This window comes from Sphingomonas fucosidasi, assembly GCF_036663855.1.
GTDB classification, from domain to species: domain Bacteria; phylum Pseudomonadota; class Alphaproteobacteria; order Sphingomonadales; family Sphingomonadaceae; genus Sphingomonas; species Sphingomonas faeni_B.
Genome location: NZ_JAXOJR010000013.1, coordinates 70,705 through 90,313 on the forward strand (window position 1 = coordinate 70,705; position 19,609 = coordinate 90,313).

Below are 19,609 nucleotides of genomic sequence, written 5' to 3' on the forward strand. Positions count from 1 at the left end.
TGTCGCCAAGCCAACGCACCTACCGCGCGATCAACGACTCGTAGAGATCGGCATAGGCGCCGATGATCGTGTCGTGATCATAATCGCGCCGTACGCGCTCGCGCATCGTCTCGCCCATGGCCGATCGCATCGCCGGATCGCCGGCGATCGCCAGGATCCCCGCGGCCGTCGCGGCCGGATTGACCAGCGGCGTGATGATACCGCCATGCCCCGCGTCCGCGCCGCCGCGCCCTTCGATCATCTCGCGGCAGCTGCCGACATCGGGTGCCACCACCGGGATTCCGCACGCGCCGCCCTCCAGGATCACCAGCGGCTGCGCTTCCGACAGGCTGGTGAGCACGAGCAGGTCGATCTTGGCCATCCAGTCCTCGATCCGCACGCGCCCGGCAAAGCGGAAGACCGACGACAATTCCAGGTCCTCGACCAGTCGCGTGCATTCGGCGGCATATTCGGGATCCTCGTCCTCGGGGCCGAGCACGACGAAGCGGATGTCGGGACGTTCGGCATGTGCGATCGCGGCGGCGCGAATGAACGTCTTGACGTCCTTGATAGGGACCACCCGGCCAAGCAGGGCGACCAGCGGATGCGCTATATCGCGCTGGTCCGGCAGGGCCGCGAAACGCTTCGAATCGATGCCGTTCGGAATCACGCGGACGCGGTCGGCGGTTGCCCCCAGCCGGCGCTGGACCGCCGTATTCTCGCCGTACAATGCGACGATCGGATCGCAGCTGTCGTAGCAGGCGGTGGCATAGCTGGTGAACGCGCGCACCCACAGGTCGCGCAGGTCGCGGACGCTGCGTTCCAGTTCCAGCCCGGTGTCGACCTGGTCGCCGATCCAGTCCGCCATCATCACTTCGATCTGACGTTCAAGCAGGTAGATTCCGTGCTCGGTGATGAACGCCGGGCGCCCGGTCTGGCGCGCGGCGCGGGCGGCGAGCAGGCCGGCGAAACCGGTCGAGATCGTGTGGTACGCTTTCGCCCGCGGCAACGGCGTTGTCAGGACTGCGAGCAGCCCGCCGAGCAGCACCCGCATCGCCCAGAAATAATGATGGAACGACGCCTTGGGCAACATCGCCTGGTAATGGCGCTTGAGCCGCGCAAACACTGCGGGATGCGACAGGATATCGCCGGGCGCGAGCGGCCGGGCGTTGCGGCCGATCACGTCGATCAGCGTCGCAAGCCGGTCCGCGCCACCGATCGCGACGAACGCGACGAGTGCGTCGGCGATCGGCACCGCGATCCGGTCGGGAATCGCGCGGGGTATGGCAGGCTCGGGGGCCAAGCCGATCTCGACCACCGCGACGACGTTCGGCGGCGGCGTAAGCTGGAACGGGAGGACTCCGGCGCCCGGCTTGATCGCGGCAATCACGAACCGGACGTCGGGCAGGTGGGTCATCAGATCCTGCAACCAGCCGGATACGCCGCCAATCACATAGGGATAGGCGCCCTCGACGATCAGGCAGATGTCGGCGTCGGGGATGTCCGGCGACACCGGGCGGGACCGTTCGGGCAGTGCCGAAGGCTGGATCATGCCGCCGCTCCCGTCAGCCACCAGGCGGCCAGCGTCGTCGCACCGCGATGTGTCGGTTCCATTGCAGCATCGTTCCGCTGCGACGCAGCCTCGATCGCCGTCGCCATCCGGTCGATCGCCGCGTAATCGCCTGCGGCCCACCGTGCTTCCATCAGCAACGCATCGCGCGTTCCAGAGCGAGGATCGTCCGTCCTGGAGGGGACTGCGGCCACCATCGTCGCAACCGCGTCCTCGCGAAGGTGAAGACGCTGCGAATCGGACAACAGCACATCCGAGCGGGCATGGTCCCCGAGGAGCCTCGCCAGTTCCGTCGCGGCGTCCGGGTCGGTGCCATCGGCAATCCGCGCCGACAGCCGCGCGCGTGCCAGCACCAGGTTCTCCGCGACCCGCGCCGATGCCGCCGCCGCCAGTGCACGGATCGTCTGGTCGCCATCGGTCAATGCCAGCGCGATGAGCGGCGACAGAGCCGGCTCGAACGATCGCACCACGGTTTCCAGCGCACGCCGCCGCTCGGCCACCGCACCGTGACGCATGATCGTGACCAGTGAACTCAGCGTATCCGGCGTCGCATGATGAACCCGCCCGTCGAGCATCCGAGCCACCGCCAGGCGCGCGCCACGCTGCGCGGAACGCCCGGCGACCGGACCGAACATCTCGTCGTCGCTGCGCAGCCGGCTGAGTCGAGACGGGCCTCCGAACAGCACCGCGACGAGCAGCCCCGGCGGCCCCAGCACGCCGAGCATCGCCGCCGCAAAGTTGGTTGCCGCACCGCTGTGAAGCCACAGGGTAAACCCAAGCACGCTGAACACGACATGCGCGGCAAGCCCCCACCCGGCCGCAATGTCGGACATCCAGCATGCCGTCAGCACCAGCGTCTCGAGAACCGAAAGCGCGACGAGACGCCGCGTCATGCGACCAGCCCGGCGGATCTCACCGGTCGCTGCGTCACGTGCGCCCTATCGGCCAGCAGCGGCGTCAACCACGTGACGATCTCGGCGAGTTCGGCGGTACGGCTGGCGTTCAACGTGTCGAACGGCAATGCGTGGAGGACCAGGCAACCAACGACTTCGCCGGTCTTGCGATCGGGCAACGCGATCGCGGCGACGCCGATACCGTCGAGCACCTGACGGTCGCTGCGCCTGGCGACGTGCAATATCCCGGGTTGGCGTTGGGCCCGCTCCATCAGCGCCGCCGGCAGCGTGTCGCGGCGCCCTGCGGTGACTGGCCCGCGGATCCACGCGCGTGCTTCGTTGCCGGTAACCCGGTAGCAGGTGAAGTCTGGAGTCCGCGCGGCGAGGGCGATCAGTTCGCCGATCGCGGCACGTCGTGCGGTCGGGTCCTGCGAACACAGCCGCGTTGCCGTATCGATCGCATGGCCGACGGTATGCGCCTCGGTCGCGATCTGAACCTGCAACTGGCGGTTGGTCTGCGACAATGTGGCGAACGCTTCGGTCAGGCGAGCCAGGTTGCGTGTCGCGACACGACCGCGCTTTTCCAGCCGATCGTGCCGTCCGGTCCGCGCGATCGTCACTTCTCCGATCACGCCGGCAACGACGAACCACATCAGCGGCTGCAGCGACAGGTGAAACAGATGGTCGAGGTAATCGCGCTCGCCCGGGTCGTCGTGAACATGCGTGAGCCACAGTGCCGATGCGATGGCGGCGGCGAGGACACCGGGGCCGGTGCCATAGGCGAGCGACAGGATCAGCACCGGCAGCCAATACGGGTTGGGCTGGACGCGCGCGAAGCCGGTTCCGCCCGTCAGCCACAAGTCGAGCGCGATCAGCGCGGCAAAGGCGATCGCCATCTCCGCGGCAAGGCACGCGGGGCGGCGCCACCGGGTCCGCCACTTGGGCGCCTGGTCGTCGTGCGTCACTGCGTATTCCCAAGGCTGCGCGTCAGCAGCGCCCGTGCGTAAAGCTGGCGGCCGGCAAAACCGGGACGTGCGATCGAGGTGATGCCGCCGCTGCCCTCGACCCGCCACGCGACCGCGATCGGGGCCGCGATGCCAAGGCTGGCGGTTGGGCCGTCGCCGCCGAACCGGTCGACGGTCCAGCCGGCCAGCGCGGTCATCTGCACCGTGCCGAGCGCACCGCTGACCAGCCCCTGGACGGTATGGTTCTCCCGCGTGGCGAGCGGAATGAAGGCGAGGTCGCCAACGCCCATCTGCATCCGCTGGACATATTCCGCCTCGAACCGATAGGTCAGGCCGAGTGCGGGAAACTGGCGTCGGATCAGGTAATCCAGCCCTCCGTTCGCGACGATGGTGTCGCTAGCGCCGCGGCTGCCGGCAAGTCCGTAACGGTTCGCGCCGACATCCGCCTGCGCGGCCAGCCCCGGTGTCAGGCGATAGGTGACGCCGATCAACGCGCGCGAGAGATACCCGCCTGCCAGGACCTGCGCCGGGGTCGAGTAATCCGGCATGTGCCGGGTCAGCGTCACGCGGAACTGTGCGTCGGCGGACCCCGCGACGGCCTTCGCACCGCCCCCGGTAACGCCGTTGTCGAGCGCGGCCGAGGCGAGCAGCTGCACGCGGACCGCGCCGTCGAACGCCGCTGCCAGCGAGGCATCGACCACGGTGTCGCCTGTTCGCACGGTCTGTACGTCCGTGCCGACACGACTGGCGACATGGCGCAGGCCACCACCGACGACGAGGGTGTCGGCGACCGCCGCGTCGATTCGCGCGGCGAACTCGGCCTGCGACAGGTCGCTGCCGTCGCGCGCGGTGAGGCCGATGCTTGCCGTTCCCGGTGCGGCGGCGATCGCACGTCGTGCGGTCAGGTCGTCCGCCGCGAGCGCACGGTAATCGCGTGCCGCCCCGCGCACGTCGCCATCAGCAAGTCGCGTGTCGGCGAGCATCCGGGCGGCACGCCGGTCGGTCGGATAGCGTTTCGCCAAGGCCGTTGCTGCGCGCCGTGCTTGCCCCGAATATCCGGCTGCGGCGTCCGCCTCGATTGCGGTCAGCGCGGCATCGGACGCGATGTCATCCACGTTTTCGGCGAGCGCGTCGTTTGAAGCCGGCGGTGAGAAGGTGAGCGCGACGGCCGGGCCCGCCTGCCGCCACGTCATCGTCCAGCCGGTGGCGGGACGCAGCACGAGGCTGTCGTCGTTCCAGCGCAGATCGCCGATCGCATCGCCCGCGGCGTCACGGAACGCGGCGATGCGGTCGGGCGTCACCGGCCTGTCGAACCGCGCGACCAGTTCTCCGTCGCGCTCGTCGATGCGGACGACGGCATCGTCGGGCCAGGCGAGCACGGCCTCGGGTACGACGATCCTGGTGTCTGCGAAGACGGTGCGGGGAACGGTCAGCGCCGGCGCGTCCGTCAGGCAGAGGAGTAGCGCGATCATTGCGCCAATACCGTTCGCGCACGTCCGGCCTGGCCCTGTGCGATCAGCAGGCGCGCGTGCAGCGCGGCGAGCGACCGATCGCGCGGCGTTTCGGCGCGCAGCGTCTCGACCAGTGCGACGGCTTCGGTCCGGCGACCGAGCTTTTCGAGTATGTCCACACGGATCTTGCTGTCCGCGGGCGTCTGGGCGAGCGCGCGGTCCAGCCATGGGCGTGCCGCACGGTCTCCCCCGATCCGTGCCTGCACGTCGGCCATCAGCCGCAGCGCGGGCAGATCAATCGGTGCCGTCTCCAGATACTCGTCGAGCCATTTGGCGGCGCCCTTCGCATCGCCCGCGTTCCACGCCGTCCAGGCAAGGTCGAGCTGATCGCGTGGCGCGGCGATCCCCGACGCGACGCGACGTTTCGCGATCGCCGCCGCTTGTGCCGGTTCGATCCTGGCGGGGGCCGCAGCGGACAGCGCCCCGACCTGCGCCGGATCGAGCGCGCGACCGTCCAGCATCGATGTCAGCACCGCGCGACCGGCGGCATCATTGCCAGCCGTGCGGGCCAGCGACAGCCGCATCAGCATCACGTCGGTCTGGCTCGCGAGCGGATGCCGCGACAGGAACGCTAGCGCCTCGCCCGGCCGGTCGCGCTCGGCATAACGCGCCAGCCACGCGTGTTGCTGGGTCGCGTTGCCCCGCAGGCTCTGCTGTTTCAGCCAGGCGAGATCGTCGGATTCCGGCCGCGGACCCATCAGGTACAGCGCGCGCTGTGCCACCGGCGCGGTCGGTGGCTGCCCGGCCGCCGCCCGCCGTAGCACTGCCATGGCATCGGCACGGAAACCCGCCGCGAGAAGCCGTTCCGCCGCCCGCTCGGGTTGCGCGCCCGCCGCGGCCGCGCGCGCCAGCAACTCTGTCCGAAGACCCTCGCGGTCGCCTGCCGCAGTAAGGATCGCCTCGCGCGCCGCCGGACGCTGCTCGACAGGCAAATCGTCGACGGCCCTCAAGCCCGCTGCGCTATCCTTCGCGCGTGCCGCGACCCGGATCGCCAGCCAGGGATCCACCGCACGCCAGTTCGCGGTCGTCGCCTTGTCGAGCAGCGCGATCTGGTCATTGCGGCCAGCTTTGTCGGCGCGCCTGGCCAGATCTAGCGCCAGCGCGGCATCGGGCGGCGGCACGACGTGGTTCGCCGCGGCCACGATCACGAGGTCGGGCCGATCGATCGCATAGGCGGCGGCGATGATATCCGCAGCCGGCACCGATCTCCGCGTCTGCACCGCCTGCGCGACGAGCGTCGATGCATCCGCGGTCCGCCCGGTTTGGCGAAGAAGATCGACACGTAACCGCCACGTCGCCGCAGCTTGGCCATCGGGCCGTGCCGCAAGATAGTCGAGAGCCACGGCCGGCCGCTTCGCGGCGACCAGATCATGGGCGACCTGCAACGTCGAGACCGCCTGCCCCTCGGCGATCAGCTGCGTGGTCAGCGCGGCGAGCGTCGCTGCATCGGTGGTCGCGATCTGCGCCGCGATCGCCGGATGCGCGGGTGGCAGCACCGGCGGCGATACCGGCGCCATGGGCATCGAACTGCTCGCCACCGGCACAGGCTGTGCGCGACGCTCGGCGTGAAGGATCTCGCGGTCGTTCGGCAACAGCATCGGCCCGCCCGCGAGCAGACCGAGTCCGGCGAGGGCAGGCAGGACGATCGCGAGCCGTCCGCGTCGACGGTCGATCCTCACCCGGCTGGTTCCGGTCTCAGTCGGTCGAGCGCCAGCGTCGCGACATAGGGGCTGAACCCCGCCGCGCGTTCGCGCGCATACAGCCCGGCAACCTGCTTCGTATCGGCCGGATCCCAGTAATCGAGCGTCGTCAGCGTCAGCGCCGGGTTTCGCGCCTGAGCCGCGCGCAGGCGACCGGCTTGCCACGCCCAGTCCGAATCGCTGAGCAATTCATACCGTTTGGTGGTGAAGTTCCACCGCGACGCCATCGCCTCGCCGAGCAGGTAATCGATCTTCGGCGCGACCTCGGGCAGCAATGCGTATCCACGGTTGAGCATGATGCGGATCTTCGGGAAGCGCGCCCGTACGGCGGCGATCAGCGATACGCCTGCCGCTACCATGCCCGTATTGGCCGCCGGATCCTGCCGTTCCATCGCTTCGGCGTTATCGATCGTATCGATGAAGATTCCGTCATAGCCGAGCGCCAGGATCGCTGGGACGAGCCGGTCGAGCACTGCCGCGCGCCACGCCGGATGACGCAGGTCGGCGAGCCGCGCGTCGGGCCAGTTGGGATTGGCGGCCCTGAGCGCGCCGGCCTTTTCGAGCTCGGCGAAATACGGCCGGCTGCGCTCGACTTCCCCGAAGCTGACATAGCCGAGCAGAATGCTGCCGCGGCCGCGCAGTGGTGCGATCGGGCGGGCGTGATGCGGCTCCAGCACGAGCAGCGCGCACGCCCTCGCCAAGACGGGATCGGTCGTTGCGCCGTAATCGACACCCCAACGCAGCGCCGTGTTCGCGCGCGGCTTGGCGGCGGCATCCGACCGCGACCGGACGCCGAGCGTCAGGGCCGTTGCACCCAGCGCCAGCACCCGCTGGAGGATCGTCCGGCGCCGCATATCCGTCATTCCCGTCACAACAGACGCCCTCCATGCCCCACCACCGAGGGATTGTTGCCGACGAACAGCAGATAGGTGAGGTTGACCGTGGCTTCGGCGACCAGCGCCATGCCGACCGACGCACCGACCACCGCGCCGGCCATATAGCCCCACCCGAACGCGGCAAACCCCGCATTCCATTGCAGCAGCGTCGCGACGCCGCTGCCGATCGCGAAGGCGGTCCAGGTCAGCAGGACCCGCCCGAACAGGTCGTAATAGGCCAGCACGACGGTCGTCGCGATCACCACGAGGTGGAAGACGGTGCCGAGCGAGGTCTGGCGGAACGCGAAGATCGCCCGAGCGTCCGCGCCTATCAGTTCGAACAGCGGTACCGCAAAGACCCAGGCGAGCGCCGCGACGAGCGCCTGCACGAGCAGCATGATCCGCAGCCCGTCGAACAACGTCCGCACGAGGTCGCCGCGCGCTTCCTCGATCCGTTGCAGAGTCGACGTGCCGGTACACCGGACGATCATGTCGCCGAACGCGCGATCGAACCGCGTCTCGGTGACGATCAGCAACAGCGTCAGGCCGGGCACCATCGTCAGCAGCCCGAGAAAGCTGCCCTGGTCGTTGATCGGATTGAGCCGCAACAGGCCGATCGCGCGGATGCTGTCGGGACCGGTCCACAACAGCCATTTGTCGATCCAGATCGCGGCGACCCCGGCAACGCCTGCTGCAGCGACGATCCACGCAAGCCGGGGCGCCATTGCATCACGTGTCGGTAAGACGGGCGGGGCGGAGAAGTGTCGACGGATCACCACCATGATCGCGGCCAGCGTCAGGCCGATACCGCCGGCGATGACCGCGAGCAACGTGACGACGTCGGGCTTCGGCAAGATCCACAATGTCAGCGTCGAACAGCCGATGCCGAGCAGATAGGCGAGGGGGATGGCGCGGTAACGGCGCAGCGCGGTGAGCAGGGGCGCGGCGATCCAGACCTGTGTGAGCCAGGCGAGGATCAGGGTCGCGAGCGCGGCTTCACCAAGCGGAAGCCCGGCGAGGTATCCGAACACGGTGGCGCCGACGGCCAGCGCGATCGCGCCGCCCACGGCGAGTGCGACCAGCATGATCCCCGACACGCCGCCCGCATCGCGTGCGAAGATCCGATCCGCCACCATCCGCGTCGCGAGGACGCCCACCGGCGCGGCCGCCAGTGCGGACAGGCTGAACGCATAGACCAGGATCGTCTGGACGGTCCGCGCGCCGCGCGCACCGAGATGCGCGCCCGACCAGTGGTTGAGCATCGCCATCGCGACCGCGGTGATCAGCCACGGCCCGGCGCTGATCACCGTACCGAACGCAGCGGCGCCGACGATCCCGCCGACGCCGCCCTCACGCGCGGTTTTCGCCAATTGGAAGCCTATGCCCGCCATAACACTGCCGGCCTATGCCGCGGACTACATGAAGAAATCGTTCGCACTCAGGACATGATGGCCGGTCAGTGCGATCGAGAAATCGGCACCCGAACCGCTGTCGGTGTTGCCCTCGACGACCGTGAATTCCTTCCCGCCGATCATCTGGTAGCTGTAGCGTAGCTGCCCCGGTGCGGTGAACTTTCCGGTCGTGCCGATGAAGCTGAACGCCTGATCGCCGCGTGCGAACAGCGAACTGTTCGCATCGATCATCGACAGGTCGATCTTGTCCTGCCCGACGATGAAGTCGGTGATGACGTCGCGCGACGACGACGCCAGGCTGTCGCCCTTCACCTCGAAGCGGAAGATGTCCGCGCCGGCGCCGCCGGTCATAGTGTCCATGTCGTCGCCGCCGACCAGGATGTCGTTGCCGTCCCCGCCATTGAGCACGTCCTTGCCGTTGCCACCGATCAACGTGTCGTTACCCGCACCGCCGTTGAGCGTGTCGTTGCCAAGCCCGCCGGTCAGCTTGTCGTTGCCGCCGAGCCCGTTGAGCACGTCGTTGCCCCAGCCGCCGTCGAGCACGTCCTGCTCGCCCGTGCCGTTGATCGTCTCGGAGAACATCGTGCCCGTCTTGGTGATGCCGATCACGTCGGTGACGCCGATCGTCAGCGTCTGCGTGTCGATCGCGCCGCGCGCGTCGGTCGCGACCACGGTGACGCCGTAGATATTGTCGCGGTTGGCGTCGGTCGGCGTCTCGTAATCGGGTGCGGTGACGAACTTGAACACGCCGGTGGTCGCGTCGATCGAGAAATTGGCGCCGTCGCTGCCCGCACCGATCGAATATTTGATCGAATCGCCCCAGACGATGTTCGCGTCGGTCGCGGTGATCGTGGTCAGCGCGGTCCCGTTCTCGGCGATCGTCAGCGCGCCGGTCGTGCCGCCGCCGAACGAGGTCAGCACCGGATCGACGTTGGCCTGGTGGCCGATCTTGACGTCGTGCACACCGATCGCGCCGAGATCGATCGTCAGGATTTCACCGATCTGGCTGGCGATCGTGCCGCCGCTCAGCGTCGTCCAGTCGGTACCCGGTGCCTTGAGATCGACGGTGACCTTGCCTTCGCCCTCGACCGTGAACGCCAGGTCGCGGCCATCGCCGCTCAGCGTCGTCAGCGTCGCGCGCATCGGTAGCGCGGTGATGTGCGTCACGTCGTCGGCGACCGCGCCCATCGTGATCGCATAGGTGCCGCCCGCCTTGGGCAGGAACACCGTGTCTGCGTCATAGGCGTACCAGTTGGCGACACCCTTGATCACCTGGCCGCTGCTCTGGCCATCGACGTCGAGCGAGAAGGTGCCGGTGGTCGCGCCGACCGTGGCGGTGATCGTGTTGCCGACCACGCTGGACGTGATCGTCGCGTTCTGGAACGCGCTGACCCGGCCCGCCAGATCGGCGAGCGTCACGAACTCGACGCCGGCGGCGGCGGCCTGCGCGATGAAGGTCGTGAACATCTGCTTGGTATACAGGCTGGTCGCGCCGTCGGCGGCCCACATCGTCGGGCCGTAGTCGTGCCACGGCCACACGATCACGGGCGCGTCGGCATTGGCGGTCAGCGCGCCGAATTCCTTCGCCCAGATCGCGCTCGCCTCGGCGACGGTCTTCTTCTGGAACTCGATCAGCGAGAAGTCGAACGACGTGTTCGGCGCGATATACACCTTGTCGTCGGTGGCGTTCTGCGGCGTCATATAGCCGAGTGCGTTGGGATACCCTGCGCCGACGCCCGAATAGCCGCCGCTGAGATACGTCACGTATTTCAGGATTTCCTGGCTCGTCGCGATCTGCTCGGGTGCGCCTGGTACCGCAGCGCCGCCGACCGTCACGGTCTTGCCGAGATACGCGCTCAGCTGCTTTTCGAGTTCCGCCCGCGACTGGCCGAACTCGAACGCGATCTGCGCGTCGGTCAGCAGGTTGGTGTCCTCGGGGTGCGTGTAGCTGTGCGAGCCGACTTCGTTGCCGGCATCGAGCAGCGCCTTGTAGACCGGCAGCGAGACCGCCCAGTCGGTCGCCTGGCCGTTCGCCGCATCGTTGCCGATGTTGACGTAATAGCTGCCGACGAAATTATAGTTGGTCTTCCATTCGGTCAGGATCGGCATCAGCTTGTCGTAGATGCCGGGCGCGGTGCCGGCCGGATTGACCTCGTCGGTCTGCTGGCTCTGGTCCATGTCGACGCGCGACGCGAACAGCCCGGTCTGGCGGGTCATCTGCAACCCGACCGACAGGCCGTTGCCGTGCACTGAATAATCGATCGCCTTCTGCAGCAGATTGTCGTCGGCCATCACCGCTTCGCTCGAGAACAGCACGTTGCGCCCGCCGGTCTGCGTCGCGATCGCGGCGGCATAGGTCTGGCCGTTGACGGTTTCGGTCGCGATCGTCGTGCCGGTGCCGCTGACGCTGGTGAACGCATTCCAGCCGATGCCGGTATATTGCCGGATGACCTGGCCGTCGGTGTAGCCGTCGAGCACGAGGTTCGATGCGTCGCTCGCCTTGACGGTGACGTCGGCGGGGAAGCCGCCGGTCACGCGCGTCGCGTCGAACAACAGCTTCATCCGCGAGTAGGAATCGCCCGCGAGCGCCGCATTGTCGGCACCGTTGGTCATGAACTCGCCGGCTGCGACCAGGCCGATGCCGAACTGCTTGGTCGCCTGCTCCAGCGTCTGTGCGATCAGGTCGGCCTTGCCGGCCTCGACGTTGCGGAACGACGGGAAGACGATCGTGTCGTATTTCGCGAGCGTCGCCAGATTGGTCAGGTCGCCCTCGGTCAGGATATCGAACGGCACGCCGGCCTGCATCGCCTGGCTCTGCGCGGCCATGAACAGCTGCGAATAGGCGGTCTTGCTGAAATAGGCGTTGGCGGTCGAATCGGACCAGACGAGCGCGATCCGCTGCGCGGGGTCGGCGACCACGCCGGTGTCGTTGAAGACGGTGAAGGCGGGGGCCGAGTAATTGCCCGGCAGGAACGCGGTGTCGTTGACGTCGTAGATCGTGTCGATAGCCTGCGGATTGCCGATCGCCGCCTTGGGCACCTTGAACTCGACAATGGTGCGATCCGCCGACCACGCCGCCTGCAGGCCGCTGGCGATCAGCGTCTCCCCCGCCGCACCGCTGTACAGCGAGACGGTACCGTCGGCGGCGAAGTTCACGTTGTATTCCGCGCCCCCCGCAAACCCGAACACCTGGTAGCCGGTGGTCGCGTTGCGATCGGTGTTGAGCCACGCGGTGGTGTTCGCGCCGATCGCGGTGGGGGCGGTCATCGCGAACGCGAAGTCGGCGCCGTCGCTGCGCGCATAGATCGCGTACCCGTCGCCAAGGCCGCGGTCGATCCGGTCACCGGCGGCCCATTCGTTCAGGTTGCCGTCAAGCATTACCGGTGTTGCGTTCGCCATCATTCGTCCCCGTTTCCGCCCTGGGCTTCATGAGGGCGCTAAGGCTGCCCTTTCACGAAGCACGGCCGCTCCGTAGCGAATATAACCGCCCCTTCGAACAGCTTAGATGCCGGGTTTGCAGCCGACTTGTATCAACGCGGCACGGGATGGCTGTGACGATACCGGTAGCCATGGCGGGCTTTTCGCGAAGGCCGAATTGGAGGAACGGTCGTCGTCGGGACGATGCCGGGGGTAAAGCAATGCGAGCGCCATGAACGAGTGACCGAAGCTGACGAGCAGCGAACGCGCTGGGAGCGTCCGCGAGTGGGTCACATCGCACATCACGCTACCGGCTGTGTCTCGATGGCTGCATGTCAGCTCGGCCGATCCGCGCGCGTTCGAGCCACCAGAGCAACCCGGCGACGATGAGCCAGCCGATGAACGACGGCCAGGATGGTCCGCGGCTGTCCGCGGCGTTCCTCACGCGCGCACCACTGTCGTCGCCAGCCAGGCGCAGTGTCGCGTCGCGTCGATCGATCGCGCGGACGCCGGGCACCGCGTCGGCGGGATAGACGTAGAAGGGGCGTGCCGCCGTGCCTGAGACGCGATGCCAGCCCGCAATGGTCGGCCAATAGCCCGCGCATCCGGCCGCGCCGGTCGCGGGATCGACCAGTGCCCGGCCTGCGACGCCCTGGGGATCGGTAACGACGATCGAGCCTGTGCCGCAGATCGTCGTGCGCTGGCCCGCGACCGCGGGCGTTTCGATCTGCGCCACCGGACCGGTCTGGCGACGCGCGACGTTGGAGGCGAGGTCGCTCCAGAGTTCGGCCTGGAGGTCGCCGTGACCGCTCGTGACCAGCGCGAAGCTGTCCTGGAGGCTGATCAGCGCGACCTTTCCGCGTCCGCTCGCGCGCGATGCCGCGACGACCGTGCCGCCGATGTCGCGAAGGACCGGTGTGCCGCCCACGATCGTCACCGCCTGTCGCGTGAGCACCGGCACCGTGTCGCGCGCGCCGGCCATCGAGGCGGGGGCGTCCTGCGTCCCCGGACCGCGGCGGGCGGCGAGCGCTTCGTCATTGGGCGCGCTGGCACGCAACGTCACCGGCGCAACGTCGGCCGTACCGCGTGCGGTCAGCCCGAGAACCTGCCAGCCGCGTGGTACCGGCCCGGTTATCCGCACGATCAGCCCCATGCCGCCCCGTACTGCCGCCGCGACCGCCTGCCGCCCGCCTGCGCCGAGCCCGTCCCAGGCGCGATCGTCGAGGATCATCGCATCGATCTTCGCGAGCGCCGCTATCGACAGGTCGGGCGGCGTGTCGGCGAGCGAGGCGCCACCACCCACGCCAACCCGGACCTGTGGCGCCAGCGCCGCATCGGTCGCCCAGCGGCGGAGATATTTCACTTCCGGGCCCGGCGCGCCGGCCAGGATCAGCACGCGCGATCGCGGCGACGCGGCGATCCAGACCGGGACCGCGGCCTCCTCGACCAGCGTGCGGGACGGGTCGCGCAGACGCAGGGTGAAGAGCGCCGTTCCCGCAGCCCGTACGGTACCGGAAAGCGCGATCTCGCCGCTTGGCCCGATCGGTTGCGTGTCGACGATCCGCGATGCCGGATCGAGCAGCTCGGCCGTCCCGCCGCCTAGCGCTCCGGCGCGGCCCGTCACCGCGAACCGTGCGCCGGCCGCGACCGATGCGGGCGGTCGCAGCGCGATCAGGCCGCGTGGCTCGCCTGTCGGTTCGAAGCGCAGCATGCGTCCCGCGGTCTCTTGCCGATCGCGCGGTTCAAGGCCGGAACCGACGATCCGCAACACGCCGACCTCGGGATATCGCCGGAGCGCGGTCCCGAGATCGGGCAGCTGCTCGGCACCCGCCACGCCAGATGCCTCGGGCAATGCGATCAGCCGATCGTCCGCTCCGGTCGCGATGAGACGGGGCGCCTTGGCCGTCGCTATGACGAGCGTGCCGGTCGTCTTGCCGGCCATCGCGGGGGGGAACAGCGTATAGTAGAGCAACACCCCAGCGATCGGTTGCAGCGCCAGCAACGCAGCCAGTCGCCAGCGTCGTGCGCGTGACGTTGTCGGGGCACGGCGTTGCCACAGAAAAAGTCGTACCCAGCCAAGCACGACCGCGAGCGTCAGGATGGCGGCAACGCACTGTGCGACGGTCATGGCAGCGCCTCCAGATACCGGCGGCCGACCGCGTCGCCGGCCGGGCGACGGGCGAGGCCGGGCGCGGGCCTCGGCAGCGCGCTCCACAACGTGCCGCGCAGTTTCTCGCGACAGGCGGCGCAGGCCGGATCGCGACGCAGCGTATCGATCGCGGCGGCCAGCGCGAGCGGATCGGGCACGCGCGCTTGGTTGGCGCGGAGCCAGCGCGCCAACGCGTCGAGCCCCCCCGCGTCGTTGCGCGCGTCGAGTGCGGCCCAGATCGCGGAGGCCGTCGCGTCGACCGGGGCCGCCGCGGTCGACGCGAGCCCGCGCGCGGCCATGTCGGCGCGGTCTCCCGTCAGCCTGCGCGCGAGATCGACCGGGGGCAGCTGCGATCCGGTGCGTGCGAGGAAGATACGGGTCGCCTGCTGGACCTGCTTGATGAAGCGCAGCGCCTTGTACGCGAACGGCAGCGCACGTCTGGGTTCGCTGAGGCGGAGCGCGGTCTCGGACTGGCGCATGTTGTCGAGCGCTTGTCGCAACGTCGCCCGCGTACCGGGATCGAGCAGCGTCGCAGCTTCGGATTCGTCATGCGTGTGGCCGTAGGTTTCGACGATCGCGCTGTCCTGGCCGAACTGCGGCGCTGCCGTGGGGGGCTCGCCCGCATGCTGGTCTGCGGTCGGGGCAGTGCCGTCTTCCGCGTCGCTGGTGGGCATCGCGGCGGTCGCGCCACCGCCGACCTCCTCGCCCATGAACTGGCCATAGCGCATGCGTAACAGGCGCTGGTCGTCGGCGATCGTGTTCGAGCGCGCGAGGAAGCGGTCGGGCGCTGGGCGTGGACGCTCGGCGAGCAACGCCTCGGCATCGATGATGACTTGTCGTTGGCTGCTGAAATAGGCCGGCATCGTGCGGCGGGTCATCGCTTCGAGCCCACTCTCGGCACCGCTGGCGGGCGGACGGCGGAGGATCACGCCGGGGCCGACGACGCGGTGCGGCGAAGGCATGCGGGCGTCGGCGACGGTGAGCTGTGCAACCAGATCGCCGGGTTCGGTGAAGCCGGCTCCGCCAAGCGCGATGGTCGTGGCGAAGATGCGGCGGCGCGGGTCGCCGGTGGCACGAACCGGCACGATGCGCTCGCTGAAGCGGACATTCTCGCCCTCGCCCTGCGCAACGACGATGCGGAGCGACGCGACCGGTTGCACGCCGTAATCGTCCGATGCCTCGAATGTCAGCGACCAGCTGCGCTGACCTGGCGACATCTGGACGAGCGTCTCGGCGGGCGAGACGAGGCGGATGCGCGGCGGCTGGTCGACGACCATGTCGATGCGGTGGAGCGGCGGTACGGGTTGGCCACCCTGCGCGACCACGCGGTAGAGGAACGCCCGGTCCGCGATGCGGGTGGCTGTCCATGTCGCGCTGGACCGTGTGAGCGGGGTCCGTGTCCCGTCGAGGACGACGAGCGACGCAGCAACCGGATCGGGCGTGAACGCGAGCGTCCATTCGAGCCGCGACCCCGCCGGTACGCGCGCGTCGAGCGTGCCGAGCGCGTGCGCGGGAAGGCCGGTATAGGCGGGCGGGACGATCGTCAGGCGCTGTGCCCTCAGCGCGGGAATGCCGGGTCTCGCCGCGCCCTCATTGGCCGGCGACAGCGGACCGCCGGGCGTGTTTCGGTCGGGCCAGAGCGCGATCGCGGCGATCGCGGCGGCTGCGACGATCCACAGCGCGATCGCCATTCGGTGCGATCGGGCGCGATACAGGTCGGGCGCAGGTTCGGCGGCCAGCCTCGCCGCTACCCGGGCGCGTTGCAGGCGTTGAAACGACGTCAGCGCGGCCGGATCGGCGAAGAGCAGGTCGCTACTGTCCTCGGCGTCGCGTCGCGCGGCATCGATCGCGGCGATCAGCCAGCGGCGGTCGTAGCGGCGCGCGCGGCTACGGGCGATCAGGACGATCGCGATGGCGCCGAGCAACGCCAACCCGACGCTCGTCGCCGGGCCGGCCAGGCGCCAACCCAATGCCGCGATGACGAGCACGATCGGCGTGCCGAGCAGCAGGTCGTCGCGGATCGATCGCGTCCGTGCGGGCTTGGCCCACTCGGTCACCGGCGTCTCGACGCTCATGGTGCGATCGCCCGCCTCGCGCGGGTCGCGAGCCAGCGCTCGACCAGCCACGCGGCGGCGATGGCGAGTGCGAACCAGGGTCGCAGATCGCGCGACTGGCTTGCCGGGGGCATCCCGCCGGGCAGTGGCCGGTACGCACTCGCCGCGACGCGCGCTGGTGGTGGCGCAGGCGCGAGCAAGTGCGCGAGGGTCTTCGGGAAGTCGGGCTCTATCAGCGCGGGCATCGCGATCGGGTCGAGCGATCGCAGCAGTCGCAGGACGTGGCCCTTGCCCTGCGCCCGCGCTTCGACCAGCGGCGCGCCGGTTTCGTCCTGCCATGCGGGGACGGTGGGGGCTGCCGCGATCACCGTATCGCTGCCGACGAGTGCGGTGCCGCCTTGCGCGATCCAGCGCTCGACGGTGGCGGGCAGGGGACCGCGTGCCAGCCAGATCAGCGCCGTTGTCCTCGGCGGAAGCGCGCGCCCAAGATCGCCGACGTCGATGGCGAGATCGAGCGCACCGGTTGCCGCCCGGATGTAGCGGGCGCCTGTCGTATGCGCGGTATCGGTGCGCAGGGCGACGCGAAGCGGTGACGGCACGGGTCTGCTCGCTGCCATCGCGCCGGGCACGACCTGCCAGCGGACCCGATGCGACACGCGCGGACGTTCGGCATCCGCGCCGTCGAGCGTCGTGGGGACGACGACGGTAAGCGGCGCCGCCGCCGCGGTCTGGGTGTCGAGTTGGCGGATCAGGCTGCCGATCGGAGCCGCGCCTTGCGGAGCGGGTGTGTCGATCGCGGGGAAGCCGGGTGCGAGCCATATCGCGCGCGCCTTCGCGTCGCGGGCCACGGTCGCCGGCGCGATGCCCGGGGCGACTGCAACTACGGGCGTCGCATCCTGCGTGTTCAGGAGCGCCGGTCTGGCGAGAAAGACTGCCAGCAGCACGAGCAACAGGATGCGGACCGCCAACAACGGCAGTTCGTCGAACTTCGGCCGGTGGCGCGGCCGTGGTTTCTGACGCAGCCAGCGCAGCGCGGCAAAGTCAGTCGGGCGTTGCTCCGTCCGGCGCGCCAAGTGGAGGACCAGCGGGAGCAGGACCGCACCGAGCGCGGCGAGGCCAAGCGGCAGCAGCAGCGTCGGTGTCATTCCCCGCCCGCCCGGTTGCCGGTGCGGCCGAACAACCGCTGCAACGGCGTGTCGAGCGGCTGGTCCAGGACGAGCTCGGCGTGGCGGACGCCGGCCGCATCGAGCGCGGCGTGGAGTCCCGCCTGGGCTGCGCCGAAGCGGTCGAGATAGTCGGTACGCAGGGCGGCACCGTCGCCGAGCAATTCCTCGCCCGTCTCGGGGTCGCGAAACCGGTAGCCGCCGTCATAGTCGAAATCGCGCTCGCCGACGGTCAGGATCTGGATCCCGATCACTTCGCGCCCCGCCGCCGACAGGCGACGTGCGAGATCGAGGCAGGCAGGATCGAACCAGTCCGACAGGATGACGACCAGATCGCGCTGCCCGATGCGTTCCCACAGCGGCGCCAACGCGGGTTCTTCGGGAAAGCCGCCGCTCGCCGCCAATCCGTGGAGGTCGAGGTGGAGGCGGTCGCGGTGTCGCGTGCCACTCGCCGGGCGGGTCAAGGCGAGACCCGTATCGCGTAACGCGGCGAACGCGAACCGGTCGCCTTGCGCCAACGCCAGTTCGGCCAGCGCTGCGGTCAGGCTCTTGCCCGCATCGAGTCGCGAGAAACTGGCGCGGCGCGTGTCGGATTGCGCCATCGACGCGCTAGCATCGAGCAGGATCCATAGTGCGACGGGGCTTTCCCGCTCGGCCTCGCGGACGAAGAACCGGTCCGACCGCGCGTAGAGTTTCCAGTCGATCTGGCGCGGTTCGTCGCCGAATTCATAGGGTCGGTATTGTGCGAATTCGAGGCCGGTGCCGCGGCTGTGGCTGGCATGCAGACCGATGCCGCGATCCCCCACCGCACGGCGGGCGACCAACGACAGCCCTTTCAACCTGTGCCGGACGTCGGCCGGTATGAGGACGGGCGGTATCAGCGTTTCAGGCACCCGGTCCTCTCACCGCGCCAACGAGCCGGGCAACGACCTGGTCCGGGCTGACACCCTCGGCCTCGGCGGCGAACGACAGGATCAGGCGGTGGCGCAACACCGGTGCGGCGAGCGCCAGGATGTCGTCGCGGGTTGCGGCCAGCCGCCCCTGGAGCAGCGCACGCGCCTTGGCGGCGAGCACCAGCGACTGGCCGGCGCGCGGCCCCGCACCCCAGCGGACATAAGTGCGGATCGCGTCCGGCATGCCCTCGCCCGGCCGGCTCGCACGGACGATCCGCGTGATCCAGTCGAGCAGGTCTTCGCTCAGATGCACGTCGCGCACCCAGCGGCGCAGCACCAGCACGTCCTGCGCGCCGAGCACGCGCGGCACCTTGGCGGTGCGGCTGCCGGTGGTCTGCGCGATGATCGCGCGCTCCTCCGCCTCGGTCGGATAGTCGACGCGGACGTGAAGCAGGAACCGGTCGAGCTGCGCCTCGGGCAGCGGATAGGTGCCGGCCTGCTCGATCGGGTTCTGCGTCGCCAGCACGAAGAACGGATCGGGCAGCGTGTAGGTGGTGCCGCCATAGCTGACGGTGCGCTCCTGCATCGCCTCCAGCAGCGCGGCCTGCGTCTTTGGCGGCGTGCGGTTGAGTTCGTCGGCGAGCAGCAAATTGGTGAAGATCGGCCCCTGCTGGAAGCGAAAATGGCGCTTGCCGGTGCCGTGATCCTCTTCGAGCAATTCGGTGCCGAGAATGTCGCTCGGCATCAGGTCGGGCGTGAACTGGACGCGGCGGAAATCGAGTTCCAGCGCCTCGCCGAGCGACCGCACCAGCAGCGTCTTGCCGAGACCGGGAACGCCTTCCATCAAACAGTGCCCGCCGGCGATCAGCGCGATCAGCAATTGTTCGACCACCGCCTCCTGACCGACAATCGCCTGGCCGATCGCAGCGCGAAGATCGTCGAGCTTGGCCAGTTGCGCGGCGATCTCGGTCTCGGTGATGTCGGTTGGAGCCATGTCGGTGCGGGTCATATCGGTCATCGGGGCATAC

General features: G+C 69.2%; 13 protein-coding genes. All 13 read right to left on the minus strand.

Going from position 1 to position 19,609, the window contains the following annotated elements; all coding sequences use genetic code 11:
• Window positions 1–19: 19 nt before the first annotated feature.
• The 13 genes from pelF to U1737_RS19005 all read right to left on the minus strand — a co-directional run bounded on the left by pelF (window position 20) and on the right by U1737_RS19005 (window position 19,590).
• Window positions 20–1,531 carry a GT4 family glycosyltransferase PelF gene (pelF, locus tag U1737_RS18945; protein ID WP_332797858.1) on the minus strand — a complete coding sequence of 504 codons (1,512 nt, stop codon included), beginning with the start codon at window positions 1,529–1,531 and terminating at the stop codon, window positions 20–22.
• A complete protein-coding gene (locus U1737_RS18950; RefSeq protein ID WP_332797859.1) occupies window positions 1,528–2,442 on the minus strand; it encodes a hypothetical protein in 915 nt (304 codons plus the stop codon). The genes pelF and U1737_RS18950 overlap by 4 nt, the downstream gene beginning before the upstream one ends.
• Complete coding sequence (locus tag U1737_RS18955; protein ID WP_332797860.1) at window positions 2,439–3,407, minus strand: hypothetical protein; 969 nt, start codon at window positions 3,405–3,407, stop codon at window positions 2,439–2,441. The genes U1737_RS18950 and U1737_RS18955 overlap by 4 nt, the downstream gene beginning before the upstream one ends.
• Complete coding sequence (locus tag U1737_RS18960; RefSeq protein ID WP_332797861.1) at window positions 3,404–4,879, minus strand: hypothetical protein; 1,476 nt, start codon at window positions 4,877–4,879, stop codon at window positions 3,404–3,406. The genes U1737_RS18955 and U1737_RS18960 overlap by 4 nt, the downstream gene beginning before the upstream one ends.
• Window positions 4,876–6,597: a tetratricopeptide repeat protein gene (locus U1737_RS18965; protein WP_332797862.1), complete on the minus strand. Its 1,722-nt coding sequence runs from the start codon at window positions 6,595–6,597 to the stop codon at window positions 4,876–4,878. The genes U1737_RS18960 and U1737_RS18965 overlap by 4 nt, the downstream gene beginning before the upstream one ends.
• The gene (locus U1737_RS18970; protein ID WP_248523638.1) at window positions 6,594–7,472 is read right to left on the minus strand and encodes a glycoside hydrolase family 191 protein; all 879 of its coding nucleotides are present in this window, start codon (window positions 7,470–7,472) and stop codon (window positions 6,594–6,596) included. The genes U1737_RS18965 and U1737_RS18970 overlap by 4 nt, the downstream gene beginning before the upstream one ends.
• A gap of 14 nt (window positions 7,473–7,486) precedes the next feature.
• A complete protein-coding gene (gene pelG / locus U1737_RS18975; protein WP_332797863.1) occupies window positions 7,487–8,884 on the minus strand; it encodes an exopolysaccharide Pel transporter PelG in 1,398 nt (465 codons plus the stop codon).
• A 24-nt stretch (window positions 8,885–8,908) separates the two neighbouring features.
• Window positions 8,909–12,304, minus strand: coding sequence for a M10 family metallopeptidase C-terminal domain-containing protein (locus U1737_RS18980; RefSeq protein WP_332797864.1), 3,396 nt, complete (start codon window positions 12,302–12,304; stop codon window positions 8,909–8,911).
• A gap of 325 nt (window positions 12,305–12,629) precedes the next feature.
• Window positions 12,630–14,450 carry a carboxypeptidase regulatory-like domain-containing protein gene (locus U1737_RS18985; RefSeq protein ID WP_332797865.1) on the minus strand — a complete coding sequence of 607 codons (1,821 nt, stop codon included), beginning with the start codon at window positions 14,448–14,450 and terminating at the stop codon, window positions 12,630–12,632.
• A complete protein-coding gene (locus U1737_RS18990) occupies window positions 14,447–16,546 on the minus strand; it encodes a DUF4175 domain-containing protein (RefSeq protein ID WP_332797866.1) in 2,100 nt (699 codons plus the stop codon). The genes U1737_RS18985 and U1737_RS18990 overlap by 4 nt, the downstream gene beginning before the upstream one ends.
• Complete coding sequence (locus U1737_RS18995) at window positions 16,543–17,670, minus strand: BatA domain-containing protein (RefSeq protein WP_248523629.1); 1,128 nt, start codon at window positions 17,668–17,670, stop codon at window positions 16,543–16,545. The genes U1737_RS18990 and U1737_RS18995 overlap by 4 nt, the downstream gene beginning before the upstream one ends.
• Complete coding sequence (locus U1737_RS19000; protein ID WP_332797867.1) at window positions 17,667–18,581, minus strand: DUF58 domain-containing protein; 915 nt, start codon at window positions 18,579–18,581, stop codon at window positions 17,667–17,669. The genes U1737_RS18995 and U1737_RS19000 overlap by 4 nt, the downstream gene beginning before the upstream one ends.
• The gene (locus tag U1737_RS19005; RefSeq protein ID WP_432715087.1) at window positions 18,574–19,590 is read right to left on the minus strand and encodes an AAA family ATPase; all 1,017 of its coding nucleotides are present in this window, start codon (window positions 19,588–19,590) and stop codon (window positions 18,574–18,576) included. Before U1737_RS19005 ends, U1737_RS19000 begins: the two co-directional genes overlap by 8 nt.
• Window positions 19,591–19,609 lie beyond the last annotated feature (19 nt).

What these genes read in the sequence shown, in the direction of transcription:
- pelG (WP_332797863.1), bottom strand. Translation starts at nt 8,884, where the DNA reads ATGGCGGGCATAGGCTTCCAATTGGCGAAAACCGCGCGTGAGGGCGGC.
- U1737_RS18990 (WP_332797866.1), bottom strand. Translation starts at nt 16,546, where the DNA reads ATGAGCGTCGAGACGCCGGTGACCGAGTGGGCCAAGCCCGCACGGACG.
- pelF (WP_332797858.1), bottom strand. Translation starts at nt 1,531, where the DNA reads ATGATCCAGCCTTCGGCACTGCCCGAACGGTCCCGCCCGGTGTCGCCG.
- U1737_RS18980 (WP_332797864.1), bottom strand. Translation starts at nt 12,304, where the DNA reads ATGGCGAACGCAACACCGGTAATGCTTGACGGCAACCTGAACGAATGG.
- U1737_RS18950 (WP_332797859.1), bottom strand. Translation starts at nt 2,442, where the DNA reads ATGACGCGGCGTCTCGTCGCGCTTTCGGTTCTCGAGACGCTGGTGCTG.
- U1737_RS18960 (WP_332797861.1), bottom strand. Translation starts at nt 4,879, where the DNA reads ATGATCGCGCTACTCCTCTGCCTGACGGACGCGCCGGCGCTGACCGTT.
- U1737_RS18970 (WP_248523638.1), bottom strand. Translation starts at nt 7,472, where the DNA reads ATGCGGCGCCGGACGATCCTCCAGCGGGTGCTGGCGCTGGGTGCAACG.
- U1737_RS19005 (WP_432715087.1), bottom strand. Translation starts at nt 19,590, where the DNA reads ATGACCCGCACCGACATGGCTCCAACCGACATCACCGAGACCGAGATC.
- U1737_RS18995 (WP_248523629.1), bottom strand. Translation starts at nt 17,670, where the DNA reads ATGACACCGACGCTGCTGCTGCCGCTTGGCCTCGCCGCGCTCGGTGCG.
- U1737_RS18985 (WP_332797865.1), bottom strand. Translation starts at nt 14,450, where the DNA reads ATGACCGTCGCACAGTGCGTTGCCGCCATCCTGACGCTCGCGGTCGTG.